At 71.3% G+C, this 23,073-nt stretch carries 27 protein-coding genes; 11 read left to right on the top strand and 16 right to left on the bottom strand.

The window, feature by feature from the left end:
- Positions 1 to 55 precede the first annotated feature (55 nt).
- Positions 56 to 730: a TetR/AcrR family transcriptional regulator gene (locus tag OG276_RS17640; RefSeq protein WP_266906589.1), complete on the bottom strand. Its 675-nt coding sequence runs from the start codon at positions 728 to 730 to the stop codon at positions 56 to 58.
- A gap of 128 nt (positions 731 to 858) precedes the next feature.
- Here OG276_RS17640 and OG276_RS17645 point away from each other — a divergent pair, with 128 nt between their 5' ends.
- Positions 859 to 1,764, top strand: coding sequence for an NAD(P)-dependent oxidoreductase (locus OG276_RS17645; RefSeq protein ID WP_266906591.1), 906 nt, complete (start codon positions 859 to 861; stop codon positions 1,762 to 1,764).
- Between the two features lie 6 nt (positions 1,765 to 1,770).
- Here the strand turns inward: OG276_RS17645 and OG276_RS17650 are convergent, their stop codons facing one another.
- Together OG276_RS17650 and OG276_RS17655 are read right to left on the bottom strand one after the other, a co-directional pair.
- On the bottom strand, positions 1,771 to 2,460 hold the full coding sequence (locus tag OG276_RS17650; protein ID WP_266906593.1) for a hypothetical protein: 690 nt from the start codon (positions 2,458 to 2,460) through the stop codon (positions 1,771 to 1,773).
- A 239-nt stretch (positions 2,461 to 2,699) separates the two neighbouring features.
- Positions 2,700 to 3,698, bottom strand: coding sequence for a pirin family protein (locus OG276_RS17655; RefSeq protein ID WP_266906595.1), 999 nt, complete (start codon positions 3,696 to 3,698; stop codon positions 2,700 to 2,702).
- Positions 3,699 to 3,922: 224 nt separating this feature from the next.
- Between OG276_RS17655 and OG276_RS17660 the strand changes: the two genes are divergently transcribed.
- On the top strand, positions 3,923 to 5,137 hold the full coding sequence (locus OG276_RS17660) for an NAD(P)/FAD-dependent oxidoreductase (RefSeq protein ID WP_266906597.1): 1,215 nt from the start codon (positions 3,923 to 3,925) through the stop codon (positions 5,135 to 5,137).
- A 148-nt stretch (positions 5,138 to 5,285) separates the two neighbouring features.
- Here OG276_RS17660 and OG276_RS17665 read toward each other — a convergent pair whose 3' ends face one another.
- Complete coding sequence (locus OG276_RS17665; protein WP_266906599.1) at positions 5,286 to 5,666, bottom strand: hypothetical protein; 381 nt, start codon at positions 5,664 to 5,666, stop codon at positions 5,286 to 5,288.
- Between the two features lie 194 nt (positions 5,667 to 5,860).
- On the opposite strand from OG276_RS17665, the gene OG276_RS17670 reads away from it, so the two are divergent.
- Positions 5,861 to 6,298, top strand: a complete 438-nt coding sequence (locus tag OG276_RS17670) for a hypothetical protein (protein ID WP_266906601.1) — start codon at positions 5,861 to 5,863, stop codon at positions 6,296 to 6,298.
- Positions 6,299 to 6,366: 68 nt separating this feature from the next.
- Here OG276_RS17670 and OG276_RS17675 read toward each other — a convergent pair whose 3' ends face one another.
- The 5 genes from OG276_RS17675 to OG276_RS17695 form a co-directional block, all read right to left on the bottom strand.
- Positions 6,367 to 6,732 (bottom strand): peptidase inhibitor family I36 protein, encoded by a 366-nt coding sequence (locus tag OG276_RS17675; RefSeq protein ID WP_266906603.1) that lies wholly within the window; start codon positions 6,730 to 6,732, stop codon positions 6,367 to 6,369.
- Between the two features lie 102 nt (positions 6,733 to 6,834).
- Complete coding sequence (locus OG276_RS17680) at positions 6,835 to 7,794, bottom strand: helix-turn-helix domain-containing protein (protein ID WP_266906605.1); 960 nt, start codon at positions 7,792 to 7,794, stop codon at positions 6,835 to 6,837.
- 27 nt (positions 7,795 to 7,821) lie between these two features.
- Entirely contained in the window at positions 7,822 to 8,289 is a 468-nt protein-coding gene (locus OG276_RS17685) for an SseB family protein (protein ID WP_243330916.1), read from the bottom strand.
- 48 nt (positions 8,290 to 8,337) lie between these two features.
- A complete protein-coding gene (locus tag OG276_RS17690; protein WP_266906611.1) occupies positions 8,338 to 8,541 on the bottom strand; it encodes a DUF397 domain-containing protein in 204 nt (67 codons plus the stop codon).
- On the bottom strand, positions 8,522 to 9,373 hold the full coding sequence (locus tag OG276_RS17695; RefSeq protein WP_266906613.1) for a helix-turn-helix transcriptional regulator: 852 nt from the start codon (positions 9,371 to 9,373) through the stop codon (positions 8,522 to 8,524). Before OG276_RS17695 ends, OG276_RS17690 begins: the two co-directional genes overlap by 20 nt.
- A 118-nt stretch (positions 9,374 to 9,491) precedes the next feature.
- Between OG276_RS17695 and OG276_RS17700 the strand changes: the two genes are divergently transcribed.
- From OG276_RS17700 to OG276_RS17720, 5 genes are all read left to right on the top strand, one after another.
- Positions 9,492 to 9,698 carry a hypothetical protein gene (locus OG276_RS17700; RefSeq protein WP_266906615.1) on the top strand — a complete coding sequence of 69 codons (207 nt, stop codon included), beginning with the start codon at positions 9,492 to 9,494 and terminating at the stop codon, positions 9,696 to 9,698.
- Complete coding sequence (locus OG276_RS17705; RefSeq protein WP_266906617.1) at positions 9,695 to 10,102, top strand: ATP-binding protein; 408 nt, start codon at positions 9,695 to 9,697, stop codon at positions 10,100 to 10,102. Before OG276_RS17700 ends, OG276_RS17705 begins: the two co-directional genes overlap by 4 nt.
- A 67-nt stretch (positions 10,103 to 10,169) precedes the next feature.
- A complete protein-coding gene (locus tag OG276_RS17710; protein WP_266906619.1) occupies positions 10,170 to 11,996 on the top strand; it encodes an acyl-CoA dehydrogenase in 1,827 nt (608 codons plus the stop codon).
- Positions 11,997 to 12,178: 182 nt separating this feature from the next.
- Positions 12,179 to 12,922 (top strand): hypothetical protein, encoded by a 744-nt coding sequence (locus OG276_RS17715; protein ID WP_266906621.1) that lies wholly within the window; start codon positions 12,179 to 12,181, stop codon positions 12,920 to 12,922.
- 99 nt (positions 12,923 to 13,021) lie between these two features.
- A complete protein-coding gene (locus OG276_RS17720) occupies positions 13,022 to 14,317 on the top strand; it encodes a M18 family aminopeptidase (protein WP_266906623.1) in 1,296 nt (431 codons plus the stop codon).
- A 73-nt stretch (positions 14,318 to 14,390) separates the two neighbouring features.
- On the opposite strand, the gene OG276_RS17725 is transcribed toward OG276_RS17720, so the two are convergent.
- From OG276_RS17725 to OG276_RS17735, 3 genes are all read right to left on the bottom strand, one after another.
- Positions 14,391 to 16,229 (bottom strand): NHL domain-containing thioredoxin family protein, encoded by a 1,839-nt coding sequence (locus OG276_RS17725; RefSeq protein ID WP_266906625.1) that lies wholly within the window; start codon positions 16,227 to 16,229, stop codon positions 14,391 to 14,393.
- Between the two features lie 99 nt (positions 16,230 to 16,328).
- The gene (locus OG276_RS17730; protein WP_266906627.1) at positions 16,329 to 17,213 is read right to left on the bottom strand and encodes a hypothetical protein; all 885 of its coding nucleotides are present in this window, start codon (positions 17,211 to 17,213) and stop codon (positions 16,329 to 16,331) included.
- Positions 17,210 to 17,731: a SigE family RNA polymerase sigma factor gene (locus tag OG276_RS17735; RefSeq protein WP_266906629.1), complete on the bottom strand. Its 522-nt coding sequence runs from the start codon at positions 17,729 to 17,731 to the stop codon at positions 17,210 to 17,212. The genes OG276_RS17730 and OG276_RS17735 overlap by 4 nt, the downstream gene beginning before the upstream one ends.
- A gap of 339 nt (positions 17,732 to 18,070) precedes the next feature.
- Here OG276_RS17735 and OG276_RS17740 point away from each other — a divergent pair, with 339 nt between their 5' ends.
- Entirely contained in the window at positions 18,071 to 18,502 is a 432-nt protein-coding gene (locus tag OG276_RS17740) for a hypothetical protein (protein WP_266906631.1), read from the top strand.
- On the opposite strand, the gene OG276_RS17745 is transcribed toward OG276_RS17740, so the two are convergent.
- Both OG276_RS17745 and OG276_RS17750 read right to left on the bottom strand, forming a co-directional pair.
- On the bottom strand, positions 18,499 to 19,020 hold the full coding sequence (locus tag OG276_RS17745) for a DUF4240 domain-containing protein (protein WP_266906633.1): 522 nt from the start codon (positions 19,018 to 19,020) through the stop codon (positions 18,499 to 18,501). The genes OG276_RS17740 and OG276_RS17745 overlap by 4 nt on opposite strands.
- A 28-nt stretch (positions 19,021 to 19,048) precedes the next feature.
- A complete protein-coding gene (locus OG276_RS17750; RefSeq protein ID WP_266906635.1) occupies positions 19,049 to 19,849 on the bottom strand; it encodes a hypothetical protein in 801 nt (266 codons plus the stop codon).
- A gap of 32 nt (positions 19,850 to 19,881) precedes the next feature.
- Here OG276_RS17750 and OG276_RS17755 point away from each other — a divergent pair, with 32 nt between their 5' ends.
- Positions 19,882 to 20,385, top strand: a complete 504-nt coding sequence (locus OG276_RS17755; RefSeq protein ID WP_266906637.1) for an LURP-one-related/scramblase family protein — start codon at positions 19,882 to 19,884, stop codon at positions 20,383 to 20,385.
- A 39-nt stretch (positions 20,386 to 20,424) separates the two neighbouring features.
- Here OG276_RS17755 and OG276_RS17760 read toward each other — a convergent pair whose 3' ends face one another.
- The gene (locus OG276_RS17760; RefSeq protein WP_266906639.1) at positions 20,425 to 21,180 is read right to left on the bottom strand and encodes a hypothetical protein; all 756 of its coding nucleotides are present in this window, start codon (positions 21,178 to 21,180) and stop codon (positions 20,425 to 20,427) included.
- 88 nt (positions 21,181 to 21,268) lie between these two features.
- Entirely contained in the window at positions 21,269 to 22,048 is a 780-nt protein-coding gene (locus tag OG276_RS17765) for a carbon-nitrogen family hydrolase (RefSeq protein ID WP_266906641.1), read from the bottom strand.
- Positions 22,049 to 22,220: 172 nt separating this feature from the next.
- Between OG276_RS17765 and OG276_RS17770 the strand changes: the two genes are divergently transcribed.
- Positions 22,221 to 23,051: a maleylpyruvate isomerase family mycothiol-dependent enzyme gene (locus OG276_RS17770; RefSeq protein ID WP_266906643.1), complete on the top strand. Its 831-nt coding sequence runs from the start codon at positions 22,221 to 22,223 to the stop codon at positions 23,049 to 23,051.
- Positions 23,052 to 23,073 lie beyond the last annotated feature (22 nt).

Raw genomic sequence — 23,073 nt, forward strand, 5'->3', positions numbered from 1 at the left:
TCGGATAAGCCAACAGCCCCCGGTCGGCGCCGTCGCCCGCCGAAGGTCCTGATGATCAGGCCGATCGTCCCGGCGCGGTTCCGGTGGCGTACGAGGAGATCAGGCGCGACAGGTGCCGGCCCGCCAGGAGGAGGGGGGTGCGGCTGCGGGTGACCTGGGAGGTCATCTCGGCGCCCTCCAGGGTGTTGATCACGGTGACCGCCAGCTCGCGGGCCTCCGCCTCCGGGTGGCCGCAGGCCAGGAGCTTCGCGGCGACGAGCTGCTGCCAGTTCGCGAAGGCCTGGGCGCAGGCCTCCTGGAGTTCCGGCAGGCGGCCGACCGATTCCAGCGCCGTGGTCGTCACGGGGCAGCCGTCGCGCCAGTCGGATGCCTCGAGCGCCTCGGCGAGCAGCTCGGCCACGGCCTCCACGGCACGCGCCGGGTCCGCGTGCGTGGACAGCCCGAAGCGGAGGGCCTCGGCGAACTCCTCGTCGCCGAAGTGGATCGCGGCGACCGCGAGCTCCAGCTTGCCTCCGGGGAAGAAGTGGTACAGCGAGCCGAGGGTGGCCTGCGCCTCGCGGACGAGCTGCTTGACCGGCGTGTTCTCGTACCCGCCGTGCTGGAGGAGGCGCGAGGCGGTGCGGACGAGCCGCTCCCGCGTCCCGAGCCCGTCCGCCACCGCTGCCGTCGCTGTCGTCGCCGTCGTCGCCGTCGTCGCCGCTGCCGTCTTCGCCTCTGCTGCTGCCGCCATGGAGAAAACCCTACCCCGAGAACTAGATAGAGCGTTCGTTCTAGTGCGTGCTACGTTCGTTCCGAGCGCTGGATAGAGCGTTCGTTCTAGAGAAGCAGGCATCGATCCGAGGCGAGGAGAGCTCTGCGATGAACCAGGTCACCCACCAGGACGCGAAGCACGGCGCGAAGCACGACACGAACCAGGTCACCGTCATCGGACTCGGCCCCATGGGCAGGGCCATGGCCGCCGCGTACCTGGACGCGGGGTACGAGGTCACCGTCTGGAACCGCAGCCCCGGCAAGGACACCGAGCTCGTGGCCCGCGGCGCGCGGCGGGCCGGCGACGCCGCCGAGGCGGTCGCCGCGAGCGGGCTGACCGTGCTCAGCCTCATCGACGTGGACGCCATGTACACGGCCCTGGCCGACGCCGACCTCGACGGCCGGGTCCTGGCCAACCTGTCCTCCGACGTGCCCGACAAGGCCCGGGCGGCCGCCCGCTGGGCGCAGGAGCGCGGGGCCTCGTACCTCACGGGCGGGGTCAACGTCCCGCCCACCGGCATCGGCCGGGAGGGCTCGTCCGTCTTCGTCAGCGGCCCGGAGGAGGTCTACGCGGAGCACCGCGCGGCGCTCGACGTGCTCGCCGCCACGGACTACCGGGGCGCCGACGCCGGGTACGCGCAGCTCTACTACCAGCTCAACATGATCATGTTCTGGACCGCGTACACCGGCTGGTACCAGGCCCTCGCCGTGGCCCGGGCCAACGGCCTGACGGCCGCGGACATCGTGCCGTACGCCGGCTACACCGCCGACACCATGCGCGGCTTCTACGAGGGCTCCGCCCCGCTGATCGACGCGGACGCGCACGAGGGCACGTACGCGCGCCTCGCCATGTGCGCGGCCAGCGTGGAGCACACCCTGCACACCGCGGCCGACTCCGGTGTGGACACCGGGATCCTGACCGCGCACGCCGACCTGTACCGCCGCGGCGTCGCCGCGGGCTTCGGCGCCGACAGCAGCTCGCGGCTGATCCAGCTGCTGGGGGCGGGCGCCTGAGACCGCCTAGCCCGCGGCCACCTCGAACTCGATGGTCTTGCTTCCGCTCTGACCCCAGTCGGTGGTGACGTCGGCCTGCAGCGTGTAGGTGCCGACTTCCCTGAGGCTGTCGTCAAAGTTGAAGAGGGTGATGCTCGGCGGCCGGCAACGGCCGCTGCTGTGGAGCTTGACCACCTCGCCGGCGCGCTTGAGCGTCCACTGCACGTAGCAGCTGGTGTCCAGGCGACCCGTCGCGTCGTAGACCTCGGTGTTGGCGCCGGGCGTGGACCGGGCCCGCCAGACGTTCGGCCCGATCTTGCCGCTCGACCCCATCAGGATGCGAACGGTCAAGGGGCCGGTGTGCTGCGGGGATTGCCGCGCGGCAGGCGCGGAGGGCGGGTTCACCGGCCGCGAGTTCTCGGGCTCGGAAGCGGGCCGCCGCGACGGCGTGGTGCCCTGGTCGGTCCCGGACCGCTCCGTCTCCTGCACGACAGGCGGCACGCGCGTGGCACTGCCGGCGTCGGGCGACACCGAGCCGTTCGGACGCGACGAGGGCTGCAACGAGGCCTGCGCCGGGGGCTGTCCGGACGCCGCGGGCGGCGGGGCGTCCGAGGCCAGCAGCTCCTTGACGGCGACCAGTCCGCCGAGAACGGTGAAGATGAAAACGACGATGACGATGAAAGGGTGATCAGCCAGATTCTTCTGTCCGCCGCTCAACGAGATTCCCTCCCCTAACCCCGCTCTTCGCTGCCGGGGTGACCTCGTGGGCTGCCGACCCTAGCGGCTCCCGGACCACCCCTGCGGGCGAATGCCGACGCCGGCCCGACCGCCGGCCCGACCGCCGGCCCCGCCCGGCGCGCCAACGGCGCGCGAACGACGTCCGGCCGGTCCGGGCTCGCGCCCGGCCGGCCGGTGACGTACTGCGAGACCGGGCCCCGGACGGGGCCCGCTGCCTCCTACTCGGCGTCCGCCTCGCCCGTGCCGCGGTGGCCGAGGCCGGTGCGCGCGGTGGTGGGGATGCGGCCCAGCCGGCCCGCCTGGAAGTCGTCGAACGCCTGCTGCAGCTCGTGCTTGCTGTTCATCACGAACGGCCCGTAGTGCGCCATCGGCTCCCGGATCGGCTGCCCGCCGAGCAGGACGATCTCCAGCGCGGGGGCATTGGAGTCCTGACCCTCGTCGGCCCGCAGGGTCAACGAGCCGCCCTCGCCGAAGACCGCGGTCTGCCCGGTGTGGATGGGCCGCCGGTCCTCGCCGACCGAGCCGCGCCCGGCCAGTACGTACGCCAGGGCGTTGAAGTCCTCGCGCCACGGGAGGGTGATCTGCGCGCCGGGTGCGACCGTCGCGTGGATCATCGTGATCGGGGTGTGGGTGATGCCGGGGCCCTGGTGACCGTCCAGCTCACCGGCGATCACGCGGAGCAGGGCGCCGCCGTCCGGGGTGGAGAGCAGCTGGACCTGGCCGCCGCCGATGTCCTGGTAGCGCGGGGGCATCATCTTGTCGGAGGCGGGGAGGTTCACCCACAGCTGCAGGCCGTGGAACAGCCCGCCGGACACCACGAGCGACTCCGGCGGCGCCTCGATGTGCAGCAGGCCGCTACCGGCTGTCATCCACTGCGTGTCGCCGCCGTTGATGACTCCGCCGCCGCCGTTGCTGTCCTGGTGGACGAAGGTTCCGTCGATCAGGTAGGTGACGGTCTCGAAGCCGCGGTGGGGGTGCCAAGGGGTCCCCTTCGGCTCGCCCGGTGCGTACTCCACCTCACCCATCTGGTCCATCATGATGAACGGGTCGAGGTACTGGTAGTTGATCCCGGCGAACGCACGGCGCACCGGGAATCCCTCACCCTCGAAGCCACCCGGGGCGGTCGTGACGGCCAGCACCTTGCGGGCGGTCGTCTCCTGGGCCGGCTCCCCGACGCGCGGGAGCGTCAACGGGTTCTCCACAGTCACTGCAGGCATGGTCGGAACCTCCTTCTGGCGTCGAGTTTAGTTGAAACCCGAACTTTCTGCCACCCGACAGAACAGCCGGCCCGCCCACGGCATTCCCGGGCCGCTCCACCCCGGCGGCCGGGCCCGGATCCGTCCCGACGGTGGGCCCGCAAAGTGACCTGGGTCACAAGTTGTCACAGGGGTGGATCACGCGGTGTCTTAAGGCCGAACCCCTGAAGCGGAGGAGAGACACCATGGCTGAGAACACTCGGAACACTGCTGTTGTCGTCATCGGTGGCGGATACGCCGGTGTCATGGCGGCCAACCGCCTGACGCAGCGCGCCGACGTGACGGTGACGCTCATCAACCCTCGTTCCACCTTCGTCCACCGGGTCCGCCTGCACCAGCTGGTGGGCGGGTCCGACGCGGCGGTCGTGGAGTACCGGGAGGTGCTGGCCGAGGGCGTCGGCCTGGTCGTCGACTCCGTGACCCTGATCGACGCGGCCGGGCGCAGCGTGCTGCTGGCCTCCGGCGACGCGATCCCTTACGACTACCTCGTCTACGCGGTCGGCAGCGGCAGCGCCGACCTGCTGGTGCCCGGAGCGGCCGAGTTCGCCCACCCGATCGCCACCTTCGAGGACGCGCAGCGGCTGCGCCCGGTCCTCGACGCCTCGCCCTCGACGGCCGCGGTGACGGTGGTCGGGGCCGGTCCGACCGGCATCGAGACCGCCGCCGAACTGGCCGAGCAGGGCCGGGCCGTGACCCTGGTCTGCGGCGGAGTGCTGGGCCCGTACCTCCACGCGCGCGGCCGGCGCTCGGTGGCCGGGCGGCTGGCGGCGCTCGGCGTGACCGTGGTCGAAGGCCCGGACACGAAGGTGACGGCGGTGACCCGCGATGCCGTACGCCTCGCCGACGGCCGCGAGCTGCCCAGCCGGGTCACCATCTGGACCGCCGGATTCAGCGTCCCGGACCTGGCCGCGCGCAGCGGGCTGAGCACCGACGCCCTGGGCCGCCTCCTCACTGACGAGACGCTGACCAGCGTGGACGACGTACGGATCCTGGCGGCGGGTGACTCGGCGGCTCCGTCGGGCCTGCCGCTGCGGATGAGCTGCCAGGCCGCGATGCCGCTGGGAGCGCGGGCCGCGGACACGGTCCTGGCCCGGCTCGGTGACGAGCAGCCCGAGACCCTCAGCCAGTCGTTCGGCGCCCAGTGCATCAGCCTGGGCCGCCGCGCCGGCATCTTCCAGTTCGGCAACCGGTCCGACATCGCGGTGGGGGTCCACATCGACGGCCGCCTGGGCGCGAAGATCAAGGAGACCGTCTGCAAGGTCATCGTCAAGCACCTGGCCGAGGAGGCGCACAAGCCCGGCGGGTACAGCCTGCACAAGGCTTCCGGAGACGCCCGGAGCCGGCGGCTGCTGCAGGCCCGGCCCGTCGACGCTCCGGCCGCCACCGAACGTGCCGCCTAGTGCCGTGACCGGAAAGGCTTGCCGGGGCGCGGCGTCGGGCCACGGCACTAGGGCCTCCGCGTGGGTACGACCCCTCACCGTGCGCGGAACGCCGGAGCGGGCCGGAGGAGGATCCCCCGGCCCGCTCCGCCCCCGTAGTGCTGTCACGTCACTCCGAAATGACCACCGAGTTGATCGGGTGCAGATCCACGGGCACGAACTCGTCGATGGGCATCGAGGTACAGGTGCCCCCGCCCTTCCAGCCGGTACACAGCTTGAACTTCCAGTTCTTGGTCTGGTTGTTCAAGACCCAGTGCCACCCCTCCTGGCCGCTGAGGTTGTAGCTTCCCGCCCGCGAGAAGTGGTGGGTCGGCGCGACTCCCGCCGCCGGCGAGTCCTGCGGCCAGATGCACGCCTCGCCGGAGAGGCACCCGTAGACGGTGCCTTCCGACGCCTGCGCCGGGCTCGCCGCCAGGACCCCCGTACCCAGCGCCATCACCCCCGTGGCCGCCACTGCCGCGAGCTTCGTGCGTAAGGACGTACGTGCCATCACAGTCCCCTTGTCAGTAGGAGCGGGATTCCCCCCGCAGCACTGATGTTCGGGAGTCCCGGCCGCTGCCGCGATCCTTTCGGGTACCGCCGAAACCTGCGCTCGGCGTCCCGGGACAACCACAGGCCCCGGACGGGCGTCCTCATGATCGTTACGTACGGACCGACGCCCACCGCATGACAGGAGCCCGATCAGTGACCACCCCGACGCACGAGGCCGACGGCGCGCAGCCCAGCGCGGAGGCGGCGGACACCGGGCACGGGAACCCGCGGGCCGCGCTCGCCGCGCTGGGCTGGTCCGCCGCCGTCACGGCCGCGGTCGTGGCCGTCGGGTACTCCTCCTACCGGTGGGCGGCCACCGGCCTCCCGCTGGAACCGCTCCCCGGCTCGCCCTGGCCCTACCTCGCCACCTGGGGCGCCCTCTGTCTGGCCTGCTGCCTGCTGCTGCGCTGGTCGACGGGGTTCCAGGGCGTGGACGGCGCCGCCCAGGCGGTCGGCGCCCTGGCCTTCGGGGGCGTCCGCACCTCCCTGGCCCACCGCCCCGACCTCGCCCTCCTGTGGACGTACGGCGCCCTCGCCCTCGCGCTGACCGCGGCGGCCGCGGTCTTCTGGCGGCTCCGCCACCGCTCCTGAAACACGGCGACGCCCGCCCCGGCCGCGTGCTGCGGCGGGACGGGCGTGGCGGGCGCAGGGCCGGGCGACTAGCAGGGGTCGATCTGGGCGACCGTCCCCCAGTTGATGCCGCCGCTCACCGCGTAGTAGGCGCCGTACGTGTGCACGCTCGACCCGTTGGTCAGGATGAACCGCGCACGCGTGCCCGACGTCTGGTTGTTGATCCACGAGCCGTTGGTCGACCACCAAGGGATGGCCCGCACGTCGCTGCACTGCCACATCTTGACGTAGGCCCCGGTGAAGTTCGGCCCCTCCCAGGCACAGAAGTAGGTGTACGGGCAGTCGGCCGCCGCCGACGCCTCGGCCGGCGATGCCGCCAGGACCCCCGTGCCCAGCGCCATCACCCCCGTGGCCGCCACTGCCGCGAGCTTCGTGCGTAAGGACGTACGTGCCATCACAGTCCCCTTGTCAGTAGGAGCGGGATTCCCCCCGCAGCACCGATGTTCGGGAGTCCCGGCCGCCGCCGCGATCCTTTCGGGCAGCGCCGAAACCTGCGCTCAGCCGCCGCTGTGGAGGAGGTCCACGCCCAGGGCCGTCGCCGAGTGCAGGACCGCCTTGCCGTCCCGTGCCGTGGTGATCAGGCCCGCCGCGCGCAGGGTGCGGGTGTGCTCCGAGACCGACGGGAGGCTGATGTCGAGGTCGCGGGCCAGCTCGGAGGTGGTCCGCTGCTGGATCAGCAGCTGGAGCACGGCCGCACGGGTCCGCCCCAGCAGCGCGTCCAGTGCGCCTTCCGCCCGGTCCGGGGAGACCAGCGGCAGGGGGGTCAGCGCCGGGTAGAGGAGTACGTACGTCCCGTCCGGGTGGTCGTCCAGCAGCGGCCGGCCCGTCCAGAACGGCGAGGGCATGAGGACGAGTCCCCGCCCGCCGAGCCGGACCTCGTAGTCCGGCGGCCGGCCCACCTCGAAGACCAGGCCCGACCAGTCGGCCGCCGGGTGCGTGCTCGCCAGGCAGGCCTTGATCCCGTGCGCGGCCAGCAGCCGGGTCCGCCAGGCCACGTCCGCCTGGAAGGACTGCCGGATGCGCGGCCAGTGCGGGGCTATCAGGACGTCGTACGCGGAGCGGATCGCGGAGTCGAGCTGGTCCCAGGCCTCCCGGTCCTGCCCCCACAGGGCGCGCAGCCAGGACGGGGACCCGGGCGCCCGTACGGCGGCGCGGGCCAGCCCCTGCGGCGTGAGGAAGGGGACCCGGTCCCGGATGACGGTGAGGCCCTCCTCCAGGCTGCGCGCGTACGGCTCCACGAAGTGCGGGTTGTCGCCGTCGGGGCGCAGGAGGTCGAACAGCGGCCGCACCCGGCCCGGCAGCTCCCGCGCGGCGAGGCTCCGCCAACGTCCGAAAACCGCCTGCTGGTCCGTACGCTGCGCGGCCACCAGCGCGAGGGCCAGCTCCACCAGGGGCAGGGGCTCGCTCGCGAAGGTGACGTTGAGCAGGTCCTCGGCCTCGAAGTGCACGCGCAGCATGTGAGCCCCCCGGCCGTGTGTGCCTGCCTAGCCGTACATGCGGCGCATGGCGAAGTCGACCATCTGCTCGACCGCCTTCGCGTCGAAGACCATCCGGTGGTCGCCCTCCATGTCGAGGACGAAGCCGTAGCCGGTGGGCAGCAGGTCGATCACCTCGGCGCCGGTGATCACGAAGTACTTGGACTCCTTGCCGGCGTACCGGCGCAGCTCCTTGAGCGTGGTGAACATCGGGATGACCGGCTGCTGGGTGTTGTGCAGCGCGAGGAATCCCGGGGTGTCGCCGCGCGGGCAGTAGACCTTCGAGGAGGCGAAGATCTGCTGGAAGTCCTCGGCGGACAGCGACCCGGTCGTGAAGGCGCGTACCGCGTCCGCGAGGGAGGGCGGCGAGGGCTCGGGGTACAGCGGCTGCTGAGGCTGCTGCTGCGCGTAGCCCTGCTGGGGCTGGGCGTAGCCGCCCTGCTGCCCCGCGCTCACGTTCTGGTCATAGCCGTACATGGCCCGAAGCCTACCGAGGGCGTGGCCCGCCGGGACGACGAGTTCCGGTCAGTGGGACTTCAGCCCCGTAACGAAGCCCGCCCAGGCGGTGGCTCCGATCATGAGGACGGGGCCGCCCTGCACCTTGGAGTCCCGGACGGGGACGAGTCCGGTGAGCCCGTCAGCGACCTCGACGCAGTTACCGCCGTCGCCGTTGCTGTAGCTGCTCTTGCGCCAGTTGGCCGTACGCAAGTCAGCGTTGGTGCTTGCCATTTCGGTAGTCCTCAGCCGCATCCTCGATCATCGCGAGGGACGCCTCCGGCGGCAGTGCGGCGGCCCTGAGCCGATCGTATGCCTTGCGGTAGTGCTTCACGAGGGCCGGATCGTCGACCGTCTGGCCGTGATACGGCCCCTCCGTGTACATCAGCGGCGGCTCGTCATCGAATTCCATGAACATGAGCGACAGCTCCATGAAGGGCCGGGTCGGCGCGTTCCACAGAAGGATCTGTGGAACGATGCGCCTTCGCCTCGCCAGGGCAGCGATCTGGTCCAGCTGCTCGGCCATCTCGGCTGGCGGGAGAAGCGGATTCCGCACCAGCGACTCGTGCAGGACAGCCCAGTACTCCGGCCTCTTCGGTTCGTCGAAGAGCTTGGACCGTCGCAAGCGCATGCTGATCTTCGCGTCCACTTCCTCCGGGAGGTCCAACGGATGGGTGGCGTGAATGACCGCGCGAGCGTACGCCTCGGTCTGGAGCAGCCCCGGAATGAGCGCGTTGCACCACTCCTCAATCGTCTGCGCCCGCAGCTCGGCTTCCGCTACCGGTGCGAAATACCCGGCGTGCGCACCCTGCTTCGCGTTACGAACGTCCTCGCAGCAGCGCGCGAAGAAGCCGTCCGTCCGCAGCACCTGATCAACATGCTGCGCCAGATCCACCGGCATGCGTCGCTGACCGCGCTCGATCTCGCTCAAGTAACTGGCCCCGTAGAAGCTGCCGTCGACGGTCTGCTGAAGCGTGAGCCCCGCCGCCTCCCGGCGCCAGCGCAACTCCTTGCCGTAGAACGCCGGGACGCTCGCCGAGCCGTCAATGTCCTTGCTCGTACCCACCGTCAGAGCCTGCTTTCCACACTTCGCGCTGTGGACGGAAATCCCTTCCCAAGCTACGCCGGACCACGCCAGCCTGTGAGCAGTTCGTCACTCCCCGCTGCGAAAGGCCGGCTCCGCCATGAGCGACCACCCCCACGACCACGAGGCGACCCAGGCCCTGGACAACCTCCGCTCCGCACTCGCGGGACACGGGATCGTCCTCCCCTCCCTCGACCTCCACCTCCTCTCCTACGCCGGGCGGTACGCGAGTCCACCCCTCATCGCCCTCGGCAACTGCAACCCGGCCACGGCCCAGCGCCTGGCCGAAGCACTGGCGGGCCGGTGAACAGCGACCTCACGCTCCGCCTCCTGGTCACCCCCGGCGCCATCCCCCTGGCCCGCCACGCAGTGCGGGAGCACCTGGGGAGCCACACCGCCGAGCTCTGCGTCAGCGAGCTCCTCACCAACGCCCTCGCCCACCTGGGCCACGGCACGCCCGTCACGCTGCGGATCACCGGAAGGGCAGCCCGTACGCGGGTCGAGCTCACCGACAGCCACCCGCACGCATGGCCCGTACGGCGGGAGGCCACGGGAGACGACGAATCCGGCCGCGGCCTGGCCCTGCTCGATGCGCTGGCGCTGCAGTGGGGGGTCGTCCAGGGGCCCGGGAGCAAGACCGTCTGGTGCGAGCTCGAACTTGACCCTGGTCACAGTCGCCACGGAAGGGTTGCCCTTATTACCGGCGGGTAGCATCATTACGTTACCGATTGGTATGCACGAGGAACCACTCTCACCGAGCCTTAACGGAGCCGTCGCCATGGGGCACTACAAGTCGAATCTCCGCGACATCGAGTTCAACCTCTTCGAGGTACTCGGCCGCGACAACGTGTACGGCACTGGCCCGTTCGGTGAGATGGACACCGAGACCGCCAAGACGATCCTCAGCGAGATCGCCAAGCTCTCCGAGAACGAGCTGGCCGCCTCCTTCGAGGACGCCGACCGCAACCCGCCGGTCTTCGACCCGGCGACGAACACCGCGCCCGTCCCGGCGTCCTTCAAGAAGAGCTACAAGGCCTTCATGGACTCCGAGTACTGGCGCCTGGGCCTGCCCGAGGAGATCGGCGGCACCACCTCGCCCCGCTCCCTGATCTGGGCCTTCGCCGAGACGATCCTGGGTGCGAACCCGGCCGTGTGGATGTACTCCTCCGGCCCGGCGTTCGCCGGCGTCCTCTTCGAAGAGGGCAACGAGGTCCAGAAGAAGATCGCCGCGCTCGCCGTCGAGAAGCGCTGGGGCTCCACCATGGTCCTCACCGAGCCGGACGCCGGCTCGGACGTCGGCGCCGGCCGCACCAAGGCCGTGCAGCAGGACGACGGCTCCTGGCACATCGAGGGCGTCAAGCGCTTCATCACGTCCGGCGAGCACGACATGGAGGAGAACATCCTCCACTACGTCCTCGCGCGCCCCGAGGGCCACGGCCCGGGCACCAAGGGCCTGTCCCTCTTCCTGGTCCCGAAGTTCCACTTCGACTGGGAGACCGGCGAGCTGGGCGAGCGCAACGGCGTCTACGCGACGAACGTCGAGCACAAGATGGGCCTCAAGGCCTCCAACACGTGCGAGATGACCTTCGGCGACCAGCACCCCGCCAAGGGCTGGCTGATCGGTGACAAGCACGACGGCATCCGCCAGATGTTCATGATCATCGAGTTCGCCCGGATGATGGTCGGCACGAAGGCCATCGCGACCCTGTCGACCGGCTACCTGAACGCGCTGGAGTACGCCAAGGAGCGCGTGCAGGGTCCGGACCTGGCCGAGTTCATGGACAAGGCGGCCCCCAAGGTCACCATCACGCACCACCCCGACGTGCGCCGCTCGCTCATGACGCAGAAGGCGTACGCCGAGGGCATGCGCGCCCTGGTGCTGTACACCGCCTCGATCCAGGACGAGATCCAGCTCAAGCAGGCCGCCGGTGAGGACACCGCGTCCCTGGTCGGGCTGAACGACCTGCTCCTGCCGATCGTGAAGGGCTACGGCTCCGAGAAGTCCTACGAGCAGCTCGCACAGTCGCTCCAGACCTTCGGCGGCTCGGGCTACCTGCAGGAATACCCGATCGAGCAGTACATCCGCGACGCCAAGATCGACACCCTCTACGAGGGCACCACGGCCATCCAGGGCCAGGACTTCTTCTTCCGGAAGATCGTCCGCGACCAGGGCGCGGCCCTGAACGTCCTCTCCGAGACGTTCAAGAAGTTCCTGGCCGAGGGCCCCGGCGGCGAGGACCTCGCCCCGGCCCGCGACGCGCTCGCCAAGGCGGCCGTCGACCTGGAGGCCATCGTCGGCCAGATGATCGTGGACCTCACCGCCACCGGCGAGGACGTCAAGAACATCTACAAGGTCGGCCAGAACACCACCCGCCTGCTGATGGCGTCCGGTGACGTGGTCGTCGGCTACCTGCTCCTCAAGGGCGCGGCCGTGGCCGCCGAGAAGCTGCCGACCGCCTCCGCCAAGGACGTGCCGTTCTACACCGGCAAGATCGCGGCGGCGAAGTTCTTCGCCTCCCAGATCCTGCCCGGCGTCTCGGTGGCCCGCGCGCTCGCCGAGTCCGTCGACAACACCCTGATGGAGCTCGACGAGGCCGCCTTCTAGGCCCGGTCCCCTCCTCCCCAGCTGTACGCGGTGTACGTACGCGCAGTCGGCCGGGTCCTCCGCACGGGGGCCCGGCCGTCGGCGTGCGCGCGGTCGGCATCGGACACCCGGCGCGCAGCCCCGTACCGCCTGTGGGCTGCGGGGTTCCCGGGATGTCGGTGGTTCGTGGGACGCTCGTGGGTATGAGTCCACAGGAGCAGCAGCGCGGCAGCAGGGGGTACTCGGTCCCGACCGGGCGGCCCTATGCCCTCAAAGAGCTGCAGTCCGCCGTGGGCAGCCTCGGAGACCACCTCAAGGAGCTCTACGAGGGCGCCCACCCCACCGAGTACGAATCGGTGGCCGACGCCCTCTACACCGCCTTCCAGACCGCCGCCGGGCTCGCGCCCGCCAAGAGCTACACCGGCTGTCCGGAACACCCCAACGGCGCGCTGGACCCCGAAGCGCCCGAGGGCTGGGGGCGCTGCCTGATCTGCAACGACCGGCGCCGCCTCGGACTGCGCGCCCAGGGCGCCCGCGCCGCGTCCGCCGCCACCCCGCCCGCCGGGGAGCAGCGCAGGCTCGGCTATCCCGTGCCCGAGCCCCCGTACACGCTCCAGGCGCTGCAGACCCGCCTGCGCACGGTCGAGGAGCGGCGCTTCCACCTGAGCCTGTCCTCGCCCCCCGACGACTTCGTCGCGATGGCCGACGACCTGCACCGCGCCTTCATCGTGGCCCGCGAACTGTCGCGGCCGCGCAACGCCTCGGGCTGCTCCGAGCACCCCGGCGCACCCATCGACCCCGACGCCCCTCCCGGTGAGGCCTGTATCTTCTGCGCCGGACGCAAGAGGCGCGCGCAGCGCTCCGCGCAGACCCCGGAAATGCTCCCGCGCATCCGCCGGGGCGAGCGCAGACAGTTGCAGCGCCGCTTCGACCGTCCGCCGGGCTGACAAGCACCGGGAGCCCGGGACACACCCCCCGCGGCCCTTCCTCCGGCTATCCGCCGCAGTCCGGCCATGACGAACACGACCGTCGTTAAGGTGAACTACATGAGCTCTCCCGCCGCCCGCTTCGACCGCGGCCACACCGACGACCTGATGACCTTCCTGGCGGCGAGTCCGTCCCAGTACCACGCCGTGGCCAACGCGGCCGAGCGGCTGGAGAAGGCCGGATTCAGGCAGTTGGCCGAGACCGACGCTTGGGACGCGAGCACGGGAGGCAAGTACGTACTGCGCGGCGGCGCGATCATCGCCTGGTACGTGCCCGAAGGCGCCGCCGCGCACACCCCGTTCCGGATCATCGGCGCGCACACCGACTCCCCCAACCTGCGGGTCAAGCCGCTGCCCGACACCGGCGCCCAGGGCTGGCGGCAGATCGCCGTGGAGATCTACGGCGGCACCCTGCTCAACACCTGGCTCGACCGCGACCTGGGCCTGGCCGGACGCCTCACGCTGCTGGACGGCACCGAACGGCTCGTCAACATCGACCGTGCGCTGATGCGCGTGCCCCAACTCGCCGTGCACCTGGACCGGTCGGTGAACACCGACGGGCTCAAGCTCGACAAGCAGCGGCACATGCAGCCGATCTGGGGCCTCGGCGACGTCCACGAAGGCGACTTGATCGCCTTCCTGGAGGACGAGGAGGGCCTGGAGCGCGGCTCCGTGGCCGGCTGGGACCTGATGGTCCATTCGATCGAGCCCCCGGCCTACCTGGGCCGCGACCGCGAGCTCCTCGCGGGCCCGCGCATGGACAACCTGCTCTCCGTCCACGCGGGCGTCGCGGCCCTCGCCGCGGCCTCCACCTCGGGCAAGCTCGACCACATCCCCGTCCTGGCCGCCTTCGACCACGAGGAGAACGGCTCACAGTCGGACACCGGCGCGGACGGACCCCTGCTGGGCAACGTGCTGGAACGTTCGGTCTTCTCGCGCGGCGGCTCCTACGAGGACCGCGCGCGGGCCTTCGCCGGCGCGATCTGCCTCTCCTCGGACACCGGCCACGCCGTGCACCCCAACTACGCGGAGCGGCACGACCCCTCGCACCACCCGCGCGCCAACGGCGGCCCGATCCTCAAGGTCAACGTCAACCAGCGCTACGCGACCGACGGCAGCGGCCGCGCGGTGTTCGTGAACGCCTGCGAGCGCGCCGGCGTCCCGTGGCAGACCTTCGTCTCCAACAACTCGATGCCGTGCGGCACGACGATCGGCCCGATCACCGCCGCCCGCCACGGCATCCAGACGGTCGACATCGGCGTGGCCATCCTGTCGATGCACAGCGCGCGCGAACTGTGCGGCGCGGACGACCCGTACCTCCTGGCCAACGTGATGCTGGCGTTCCTGGGGAACTGAGACCGCGTCATCACCGCGTCGTGACCGTGCCCGCCGGGGAAGATCCCCCGGCGGGCACGGTGCTGATGCAGGCTCAGGCGTCCATCCCGGCGAGCACCAGCGGCAGTCGGGTCGCGCCGCCGGGGGTGATGCTGACCGGGACCCCCCAGTCCTGCTGGTGGACGTGGCAGGCGGGGTACTCGTTCTCGGGGTCGTCGTCGCAGGACGCGGCCATCGCGGAGACGTGCAGGACGCCCCCGGTCAGCTCCGGGTTCAGCGCGAGCTCCCGGAACAGGTCGGTCCCGGCCCCCTCCCCCGCCGTCAGCAGCTCGGGCGGCGTCGAGGAGACCAGCAGGCGGGTCGAAGGCCCGTAACGGGTGTCGAGCTTCTGCCCGGACGGCGCCTGGAAGACGATGTCGAGCCGCAGCGTGCCGGGGGCCACCTCGGTGGCGGCCCGCTGCGTGCGGTGGGCGACCGCGTCGACCCGTACGGCCTCCTCGGGAAGGCGCAGGCGGGTCAGCCGGTGCCGGGCCGACTCCACGACCACGATGTCGTCCCCGACGAGCACGGCGTCGCTGGGCTCGCGCAGATCGGTCGCGAGGGTGGTGACCTGCCCGGTGGCGGGGTCGTAGCGCCGCAGCGCGTGGTTGTACGTGTCGCACACCGCGACCGACCCGTCGGGCAGCGCGGTGACGCCGAGCGGGTGCTGGAGCAGCGCCTGGCCGGCGTCGCCGTCCCGGTGCCCGAAGTCGAAGAGCCCGCTGCCGACGGCGGTACGGATGTCATGGCCGCCGCCCTCTCCCGCCTCGACGTACCTCAGCGAGCTCGTCTCGGAGTCGGCGATCCACAGCCGCTCCTCCGTGGCCGCGAGCCCGGACGGCTGCGCGAACCAGGCCTCGGCGGCCGGCCCGTCGTGCAGCCCCTCGTTGGTCGTCCCGGCGGCGACCTCCACGGTGCCGCTCTCCGGGTCCCAGGTCCACAGCTGGTGGACGCCCGCCATGGCGATCCACACCTTGCCCTGCCACCAGGCCACGTCCCACGGCGAGGACAGGTCGACTTCGAGGGCCGGCCCCGAGGTCGGCGTCCCCTGCCACCACTGCCGCCCGGTCCCGGCGACGGTCTCCACGGCCCCGGTCACGGGGTCGAAGCGCCGCAGCGCGTGATTGACGGTGTCGGCGACGACCACGGACCCGTCGGGCAGCAGCGCCAGCCCCTGGGGCTCGCTGAAGGCCTCCGGCCCGAAGCCCCGCTCCCCGCCGCCGACGCGCCGTACGACGCTCTCCCCGTCGGGAGCCAGCTCCACCAGCTGGTGCCGGGTCGTATCGGAGACGAGCAGGTTCCCGGAGGGCAGCACGAGCGCCTTCCCGGGGAACCGCAGGTCCCCCGCCACCGGCTCGGGCGCCACGTACGGCCCGTCCCCGCGCCGCAGCGTCCCCTTGGCCTCGTGCTCGGCCTCCAGCTCCTCCACGAGCTTCGCGATGGCGTGCGCGTGCCCCTCCCCGGCGTGCTGCGCGACGACGTACCCCTCGGGGTCGATCACCACGAGCGTGGGCCAGGCGCGGACCGCGTACTGCTTCCAGGTCGCGAGCTCGGGATCGTCGAGCACGGGGTGGTGCACCCCGTACCGCTCGACGGCGTCGACGACGGCGGAGTGCTCGGCCTCGTGCACGAACTTCGGCGAGTGCACCCCGACGATCACGACGGTGTCGCGGTGCTTCTCCTCCAGCTCGCGCAACTCGTCGAGGACGTGGAGGCAGTTCACACAGCAGAAGGTCCAAAAATCTACAACAACGCACTTACCTCGCAGGTCGGCGAGGGTCAGATCCTTCCCACCGGTGTTGAGCCAGCCCCCCTTGCCGATCAGCTCGGGGGCACGGACTCGGGCGCGACGGGGTGCGGGCGCGGGGGTGGGCGCCGGGGCAGCATCGTTCATGCTTCAAGCTTGCCATCCACCTGTGAACGCCGGATCACGCCCGTACGAAGCACCTGCTCAGGGCACCCGCACCGCCGGCGCCCCGGCCGGTGGTGCGGGTCATCCGCCGCAGGATTTGGCGATCTTCGCGTTCTCGTCGATGTCGATCGGGAAGGCGGAGGCGCCGCCGAGGTTCACGGTCCATCCGTGGGTCAGGGTTCCGGACGAGGGGTTGTCGGCGAGCCAGAAGGGGGGCGTGGTGACGGAGCAGGTGCCGGCGGTCGGGCCCTGGGCGGAGCGAAGGTGCCCGGTCACGAACTGTTTTCCGAGCGTCGCCGGTGCCGTGGAGTCGCCGGACTTGGCGGCCGTCACCAGTCCGCCGTAGAAGCCGGACACGGTCGGGTCGCCCCCCTTGCCTCCTGCGGAGTTCGTGGCGCAGGTCAGCTCGACCACCTTCCCCGTGGTCGCGTCAAAGGTGACGGAAGGGATCCGGTCGAGCGGTTCGGTCCCCCGGTACAGCAGGACCCCGCCCGACAGCAGCACGCCGTCGACCGCGGTGCCGCAGGTCACGCCGAGCGAGTCGGCGCCCCAGATCCGCCGATAGTTGGGCTCGTTGGAGAACAGTGCCGCCACCTCGGCCGGATCCACCTGGGAGCGGGTGGCCGGGTTCTGGTAGCGCAGGGCGGAGAGGAACAGGGTGTTCATGCTCCGTGACAGGTCGAACGGGGGCGGTTCGACGGGCACGGAGGGGGCGGGGGGCATGTCGGGACTCGGCGCGGTCGCCGCCGGTGCGGGCGTCGAGGTGCGGTCCCTGCCCTCCCGGACGACGAAGCCGGCCCCCAGGGCCACGATCACCGCGGCCGCCACCGCACCCGTCTGCAGGCGGCGCCGGCGCAGCCGCACCCGCCCGATGAGGCCGTCCACGTCGTAGCCGCGCGGCGGTTCCTGGCCCGCACGGTCGAGCATGGCAGCGGCCAGCTCCTCCTCCAGGTCGAAGTCCTTCATGCCGCCCCTTCCGAACCCGCGCGCAGTGCCTGTGTACCGACGGTCGACCGGAGCTTCGACAGGCCCCGGGCCACCTGGGACCGGACCGAGCCGGCCGAGATGTTCATCAAGCGGCCGATCTCCGCGTCGTCGAGGTCTTCGAAGTACCGCAGCACCAGTACGGTGCGCATGCCGACCGGCAGGCACTGCAGTTCGCGCATCAACTCGTCGCGGACCACGAGCCCTTTGTACGGATCGACGTGCCCGCCCCCGATGCCGTCGTCCAGGGGGACCTCCGCACGCCCGCGCAGCTTGCGCCAGCGGTCGTTCGCGAGGTTCACCAGGATCCGGCGCGCGTAGGCCTCCGGTGCGTCGGCGGAGCGGACCCTGCGCCAGTGCCGGCACACCTGCTCCAGCGTGGACTGCACGAGGTCGTCGGCCACGTGCCGCTCGCCGGTGATCAGCAGGGCGGTCCTGAACAGTGCCGGGGACCGTGCCTGCACGAAGGCCGTGAAGGCGGGAACGTCAGCGGTTCGCATGGCCACCCGGCCCGTGCCTCTTGCGCATCTGCACCTCTCCCGAAGCCCCTTTGGCTCCCCCGGCCTACCTGACGGAGCCCGCTCCCCGACTGCTGCACGCGAGCTCCAACCGTGACCCAAGCGTTATCTCCCGCGCTCCCTCCGGCGCCGAGCGCGCTCCCCGGCGCCCACCCCCTGCACGGCTCTGACCAGGTACGCGGGGCAGCGCAGGATGAGTAGGCGTACTCAGGTGGCGGGACCCGGCAGCTCCGAGACTGGCAACAGAACGAACGAAGCGGAACGGGACTGGACGGGGCGGGGAACGAAATGGTGCGGCGCTGGTCGAAGACTGAGATGTGGGTGCCCGGTGCGTACCTGGCGCTGGTGGTCGCGATGCTGGTGTACCTCGCGGTCGGCAGCCGGACGGGCGACGTCGGGATGTTCGGAGCCCTGCCCATCCTGGCTACGGCGCCGGTCAGCATGCTGCTGCTGTCGTCCTTCGGACCCGCGGCGGACGCCCTGGAAGCGGCCCCGCCCGTGGATCCCCACCCCTACACCGGCTCCGAGCCGCCCACGAAGCTGCCCACGGACTACCCCTGGTTCGCCTCGGACGCGGAGCCGCTCCCCGCGGACTACGTACCGGACACGTCCGTCGACTCGAAGCTCGACATGGGGGGCGAATTCGGCCTCTACGGCGCGGTCCTGGTCAGCGCCCTGATCAACGCCACGGCGATCTGGGCCCTGCTCCGCTACGCGGCACGGTCGTACGTCGCCAAGTGCGCGCCCGCCTAGCCGAAGAGGCCGCTCAGCCGAGGGAGGCGGCGTGTGAGCTCCGCGCCGTCGCCGAAGTCGAAGTCCCAGGCCGGGTCCAGGGGCGGGTACGTGATGGTGAAGGAGCCCGACGGGAGGGTCTGGCCCGTGGCGGACTCGTAGGCGGTCCAGGCTATGGACAGGGCCCTCTCGTCCTCCAGGTATTCGCCGCCGGCCGATGCCGCGCGGACCCGGGGATGGTCCGCCAGGGAGTCCGGGTCCGACAGGGCGGCCGTGAAGACCTCTTCGCCCTGGACGAGGAGCCAGCCTCGGAAGTAGTCGAAGCCGTCGTCCGAGCAGCCGCCGTTGATCAGGTAGGCCGCGGCCCAGAGCGGGGCCCGGTAGGACTCCGCCAAGAGGTCCCACAACACCTGCTGGGCCGCCGCCACTTCCGCCGCGGGGTGCTCGGCGAGCAGCGCCGCCGCGCGCTGCGCCACCCGGTCCGGCTCCGCCTGCGCGCGGGCCGTTTCGATCAGCTTCCAGAACGTCTGCTTGTCCATGGCCCGAGGCTCGCACCCGGGTCTGACATCAGGCTCCGAAGCTGTGGAGGGAGCGGACCAGCGCGGTGACGAAGGCGTCCTGGGTCTCGGTGGGGAGGAGGTCCAGGGAGAGGTACGGGTTGAGGTCCTCCAGCTCCACCAGGAGGAGGTCGCCCGAGGGGGCCCGGCAGGCGTCCACGCGCTGGATGCCGTGGGTGAGGGTGTTCCAGTCGATGAAGGTGCGGGCGAAGGAGAGGTCCGCGGGGGTGGGCTCGTACGGGACCAGCTCCCAGCGGCGGGCCGGGTCCGGGGCGTACAGGGCGTACTGGAAGGTGTCGTCGACGAAGTAGAAGGACACCTCGTACGCGAAGTCGATGCGCGGCTGGATCAGGAACTCCCCCGGGGCGCAGTCCGGGTGCGAGGTGAAGGTGAGGCCTATCGAGTCCGCTCCCTGCTTCGGCTTCACCGCGTAGGCGGGGGACGCGGGAAGGAGGGACAGGTGCGCCGGGTCGTCGATGGTGGGGATGACCGGGTGGCCGGAGGCGGTCAGGTCCACCAGGTATTGCTTGCCCGCCATGTCGCCGCGGCCCGTCAGGGGGTTGTAGACGCGGGTGCCGGCGGCGAGGGCGGCCGCGCGGAAGGAGTCGTAGGCCTCCTGGTGGTGGAGGACCGGGCCGCTGTTGCGGACGACGACCGTGTCGAAGGCCGGGAGGAGGGCCTCCGCGTCCAGGGGGTGGCACAGGGCCAGCGGGAAGTGCTCGCGCAGGCGTGCGGTGAGGAAGACGTCCTCGTCGCCGTAGCGGCGTCCGCGCGCCGGGTAGGCCAGGTCGGTCACGTAGAGGAGAGGCATGACCGGAACCTATCGCGGGCAGCGATGAGGGCGTGAAATACCTGGTACGGGACAAGATGCTGGCCATCGGGGACGACTACTGGATCGAGGACGAGGACGGCCGGCACGCCTTCCTCGTGGACGGGAAGGCCCTGCGGTTCCGGGACACCCTGGAGCTCAAGGATCCCGACGGGCGGATCCTCATCACACTGCGGGAGAAGCTCTTCGCCCTGCGCGACGCGATGACGCTGGAGCGCGACGAGCGGCGGCTCGCGGTGATCCGCAAGAAGCGGCTCTCGCTGCTGCGCAACCACTACCTGGTCACGCTCAACGAGGGCACCGAGCTCGATGTCAGCGGGCGGATCCTGGACCGGGAGTTCAAGGTCGAGTACGACGGGGAACTGCTCGCCCTGATCTCCCGGCAGTGGTACCGGATCCGCGAGACGTACGCCGTCGACGTGGTCCGCGAGGACGCCGACGCCTCGCTGCTCATCGCCGTCGCGGTGTGCGTGATCCGGATGGCGGAGAAGGAGCGGGAGGGCCCGGGCGAGGAGTAGCGCCCCGGCTCAGTCGCCGTCGCCCCGGCCGCAGTCGTCTCAGTCGCAGTCGCCCCGGCCGCAGTCCTGGAGCGGGCCGGCGCCGGGGATGTCCTCCAGGAACGCGCGCAGGGCGGCGCGCTCGGGTCCGGTGAGGCTCTCGTCGTAGGTGACCTTCAGCCGGGTCCCGGTATCGAGGCCGGTCTCGTAGATGCCGGTCACCCCGTACTCCCAGAGCTCCCCCTCGTGGAGGCCGTCCTGGGTGTACAGGCGGCCCTCGACGTCGACGGAGTACGCGTAGGAGGGCCGCAGCCAGGCGTTGTACGCCAGCGAGCCCGCGGCGGTCAGCGCCACCGCGGCCACCAGCACGGAGACGGCGGCGCACACCGAGGCGCACACCGTGCTGCGGCGCGGATCGGCCCAGGCGGCGAGCAGCAGGACGATCGCCGACGGAAGCACCGGGAGGAAGCCGAAGGTTGCCAGCAGGATCCCGATGAGGAACCCGAGGCCGCCGACGGTGATGCACAGGGTCCGGAAGGCATCGCGCTCCCGGACGAAGAGGGTCGAGGCGATGGCGACGAGCGGGAGGAGCAGGACCATGCCGAGCGGGGACGTCGCGCAGACGGCCGTCAGGGCGGCCATCAGGAGGGCGGCGAGGCCGGCCATCGAGCGCTGGAGCCAGTGGATCCGTTCCTCCGGCCCCGCGTGCTCCTCCAGGGCTTCCACCGGGCCCCACTCCTGCGGCCCCGACTCCTGCGGCCCCCACTGCTCGGGCCCCGACGGCTCCGTCCCCGCGCCCGCCGTCACGTCCGTCATGGCCCGCACCCCGTCCCCGTACTCGTACCCGCCCCCGCCCTCGTCTCCCGATGGCTCCGGGCGAGTAAAGCACGCAGGTCCGGCCGGGTCAGAGGCCGAGGCGGCGGTCCTTCAGGGCCGGGAACTGCTCGCGGGTCTCGGCGACCTTCTTCGGGTCGAGGTCCACCGTCAGGACCTCCTCCCCCGGGCCCGCCTCCGCGAGGACCTCGCCCCACGGGTCCACGACCAGGCTGTGGCCGGCCTGTTCCACGCCGCCGTTGGTGCCGGCCGTCCCGCACGCGAGGACGTACGACTGGTCCTCGACCGCGCGGGCCCGGTTCAGCAGCGTCCAGTGGCCCCGGCGGCGGGCCGGCCAGCCCGCGGAGACGACCAGCGTCGTCGCGCCGGCGTCGACCAGGCCGCGGAACAGCTCCGGGAAGCGCAGGTCGTAGCAGGTGGCGAGGCCGAGGGTCTGCTCCGGCAGGGCGACCGTGGTCAGGGACTCGCCCGCGGACATCAGGACGGCCTCGCCCTGGTCGAAGCCGAAGCGGTGGATCTTGCGGTACGTGGCGGCGAGCTCGCCCGCCGGGGAGAGGACGAGCGCGGTGTTGTAGAGCGAGCCGTCGCCCGCGCGCTCCACGAAGGAACCGGCGTGCAGCCAGACGCCGGCGTCGCGGGCGGCCGCGGCCATGGCCCCGTAGGTCGGTCCGTCCAGCGGCTCGGCTTCTGTCTCGAACTGCTCGTAGGCGAAGGCGCCCACGGTCCACAGCTCGGGCAGGACGACGAGGTCCGAGCCGGACTGTTCGCGCACGAGCTCAGCGGCACGGGAGCGGCGGGAAACCACCGACTCCCCCTCATTCACCGCGATTTGGATCAGGGAAGCGCGCACAGTACCACCGTCCTGGCTTTCAAGCCGTCAACTCGGGCCTACGATCGTCACACGAAAGCACTGCCGGGGTGCTCACCGGCAGCGTAGTTTTGAAGCCATTGCTCAAGCTTCCAGAACGCGCCAATGCGCCAAACGCGCCAACAGGCCAATGATCAGCACGCGAGGGGTCCCGTTGACCGTCCATCCGCATCCCAGCCTTCAGCCCTATGCCGACGCGTGGACCCACTCCATCGAGGCGATATCCGAGCTGGTCCTTCCGTTGACGGAAGGCGAGTGGAGCCGGGCGACGCCCTGCCCCAACTGGTCCGTGCGCGACGTCGTCTCCCACGTCATCGGCATCGAGTGCGAGCAGCTGGGCGATCCGCGGCCGATCCACACCCTGCCGCGGGACCTGCGGCACGTGGTCGACGAGTTCTCCCGGTACATGGAGGTGCAGGTCGACGTGCGGCGGCACCACACCGCGCCCGAGATGACCTCCGAGCTGGAGTACACGATCATCCGCCGCTCCCGGCAGCTGCGGAACGAGAAGCGGGAACCGGACACGATCATCCGCGGCCCGCTGGGCGAGCCGGCGACGCTGGAGGACTCGCTGCGGCTGCGCGCGTTCGACGTGTGGATCCACGAGCAGGACCTGCGGGCAGCCCTGGGCGCACCGGGCAACTGGGACTCGCCGGGCGCCTACGTGGCCAGGGACGTCCTGCTCTCCGGGCTGCCGAAGGTGGTCGCGAAGAAGGCGGGCGCGCCCGCGAACTCGGCCGTCGTCATCGACGTGCACGGGGCGCTGGAGTTCATGCGGACCGTACGGGTCGACGCGGAGGGCCGCGGCACCATCGACAAGGCCCCCTCGCTGGGGCCCGCGGTGACGCTGACCCTGGACTGGGAGACGTACGTACGCCTCGCGGCCGGCCGGGTGCGTCCGCACACCGTGGCCGACCGGGTGAAGGTGGAGGGCGACCCGGCACTGGCCGAGGCGATCCTGGCCAGCTTCTCCGTGACTCCTTGAGTTCGGAGAACACCCTTGGTGT

The organism is Streptomyces sp. NBC_00086 (assembly GCF_026343255.1).
Taxonomy (GTDB): Bacteria; Actinomycetota; Actinomycetes; order Streptomycetales; family Streptomycetaceae; genus Streptomyces.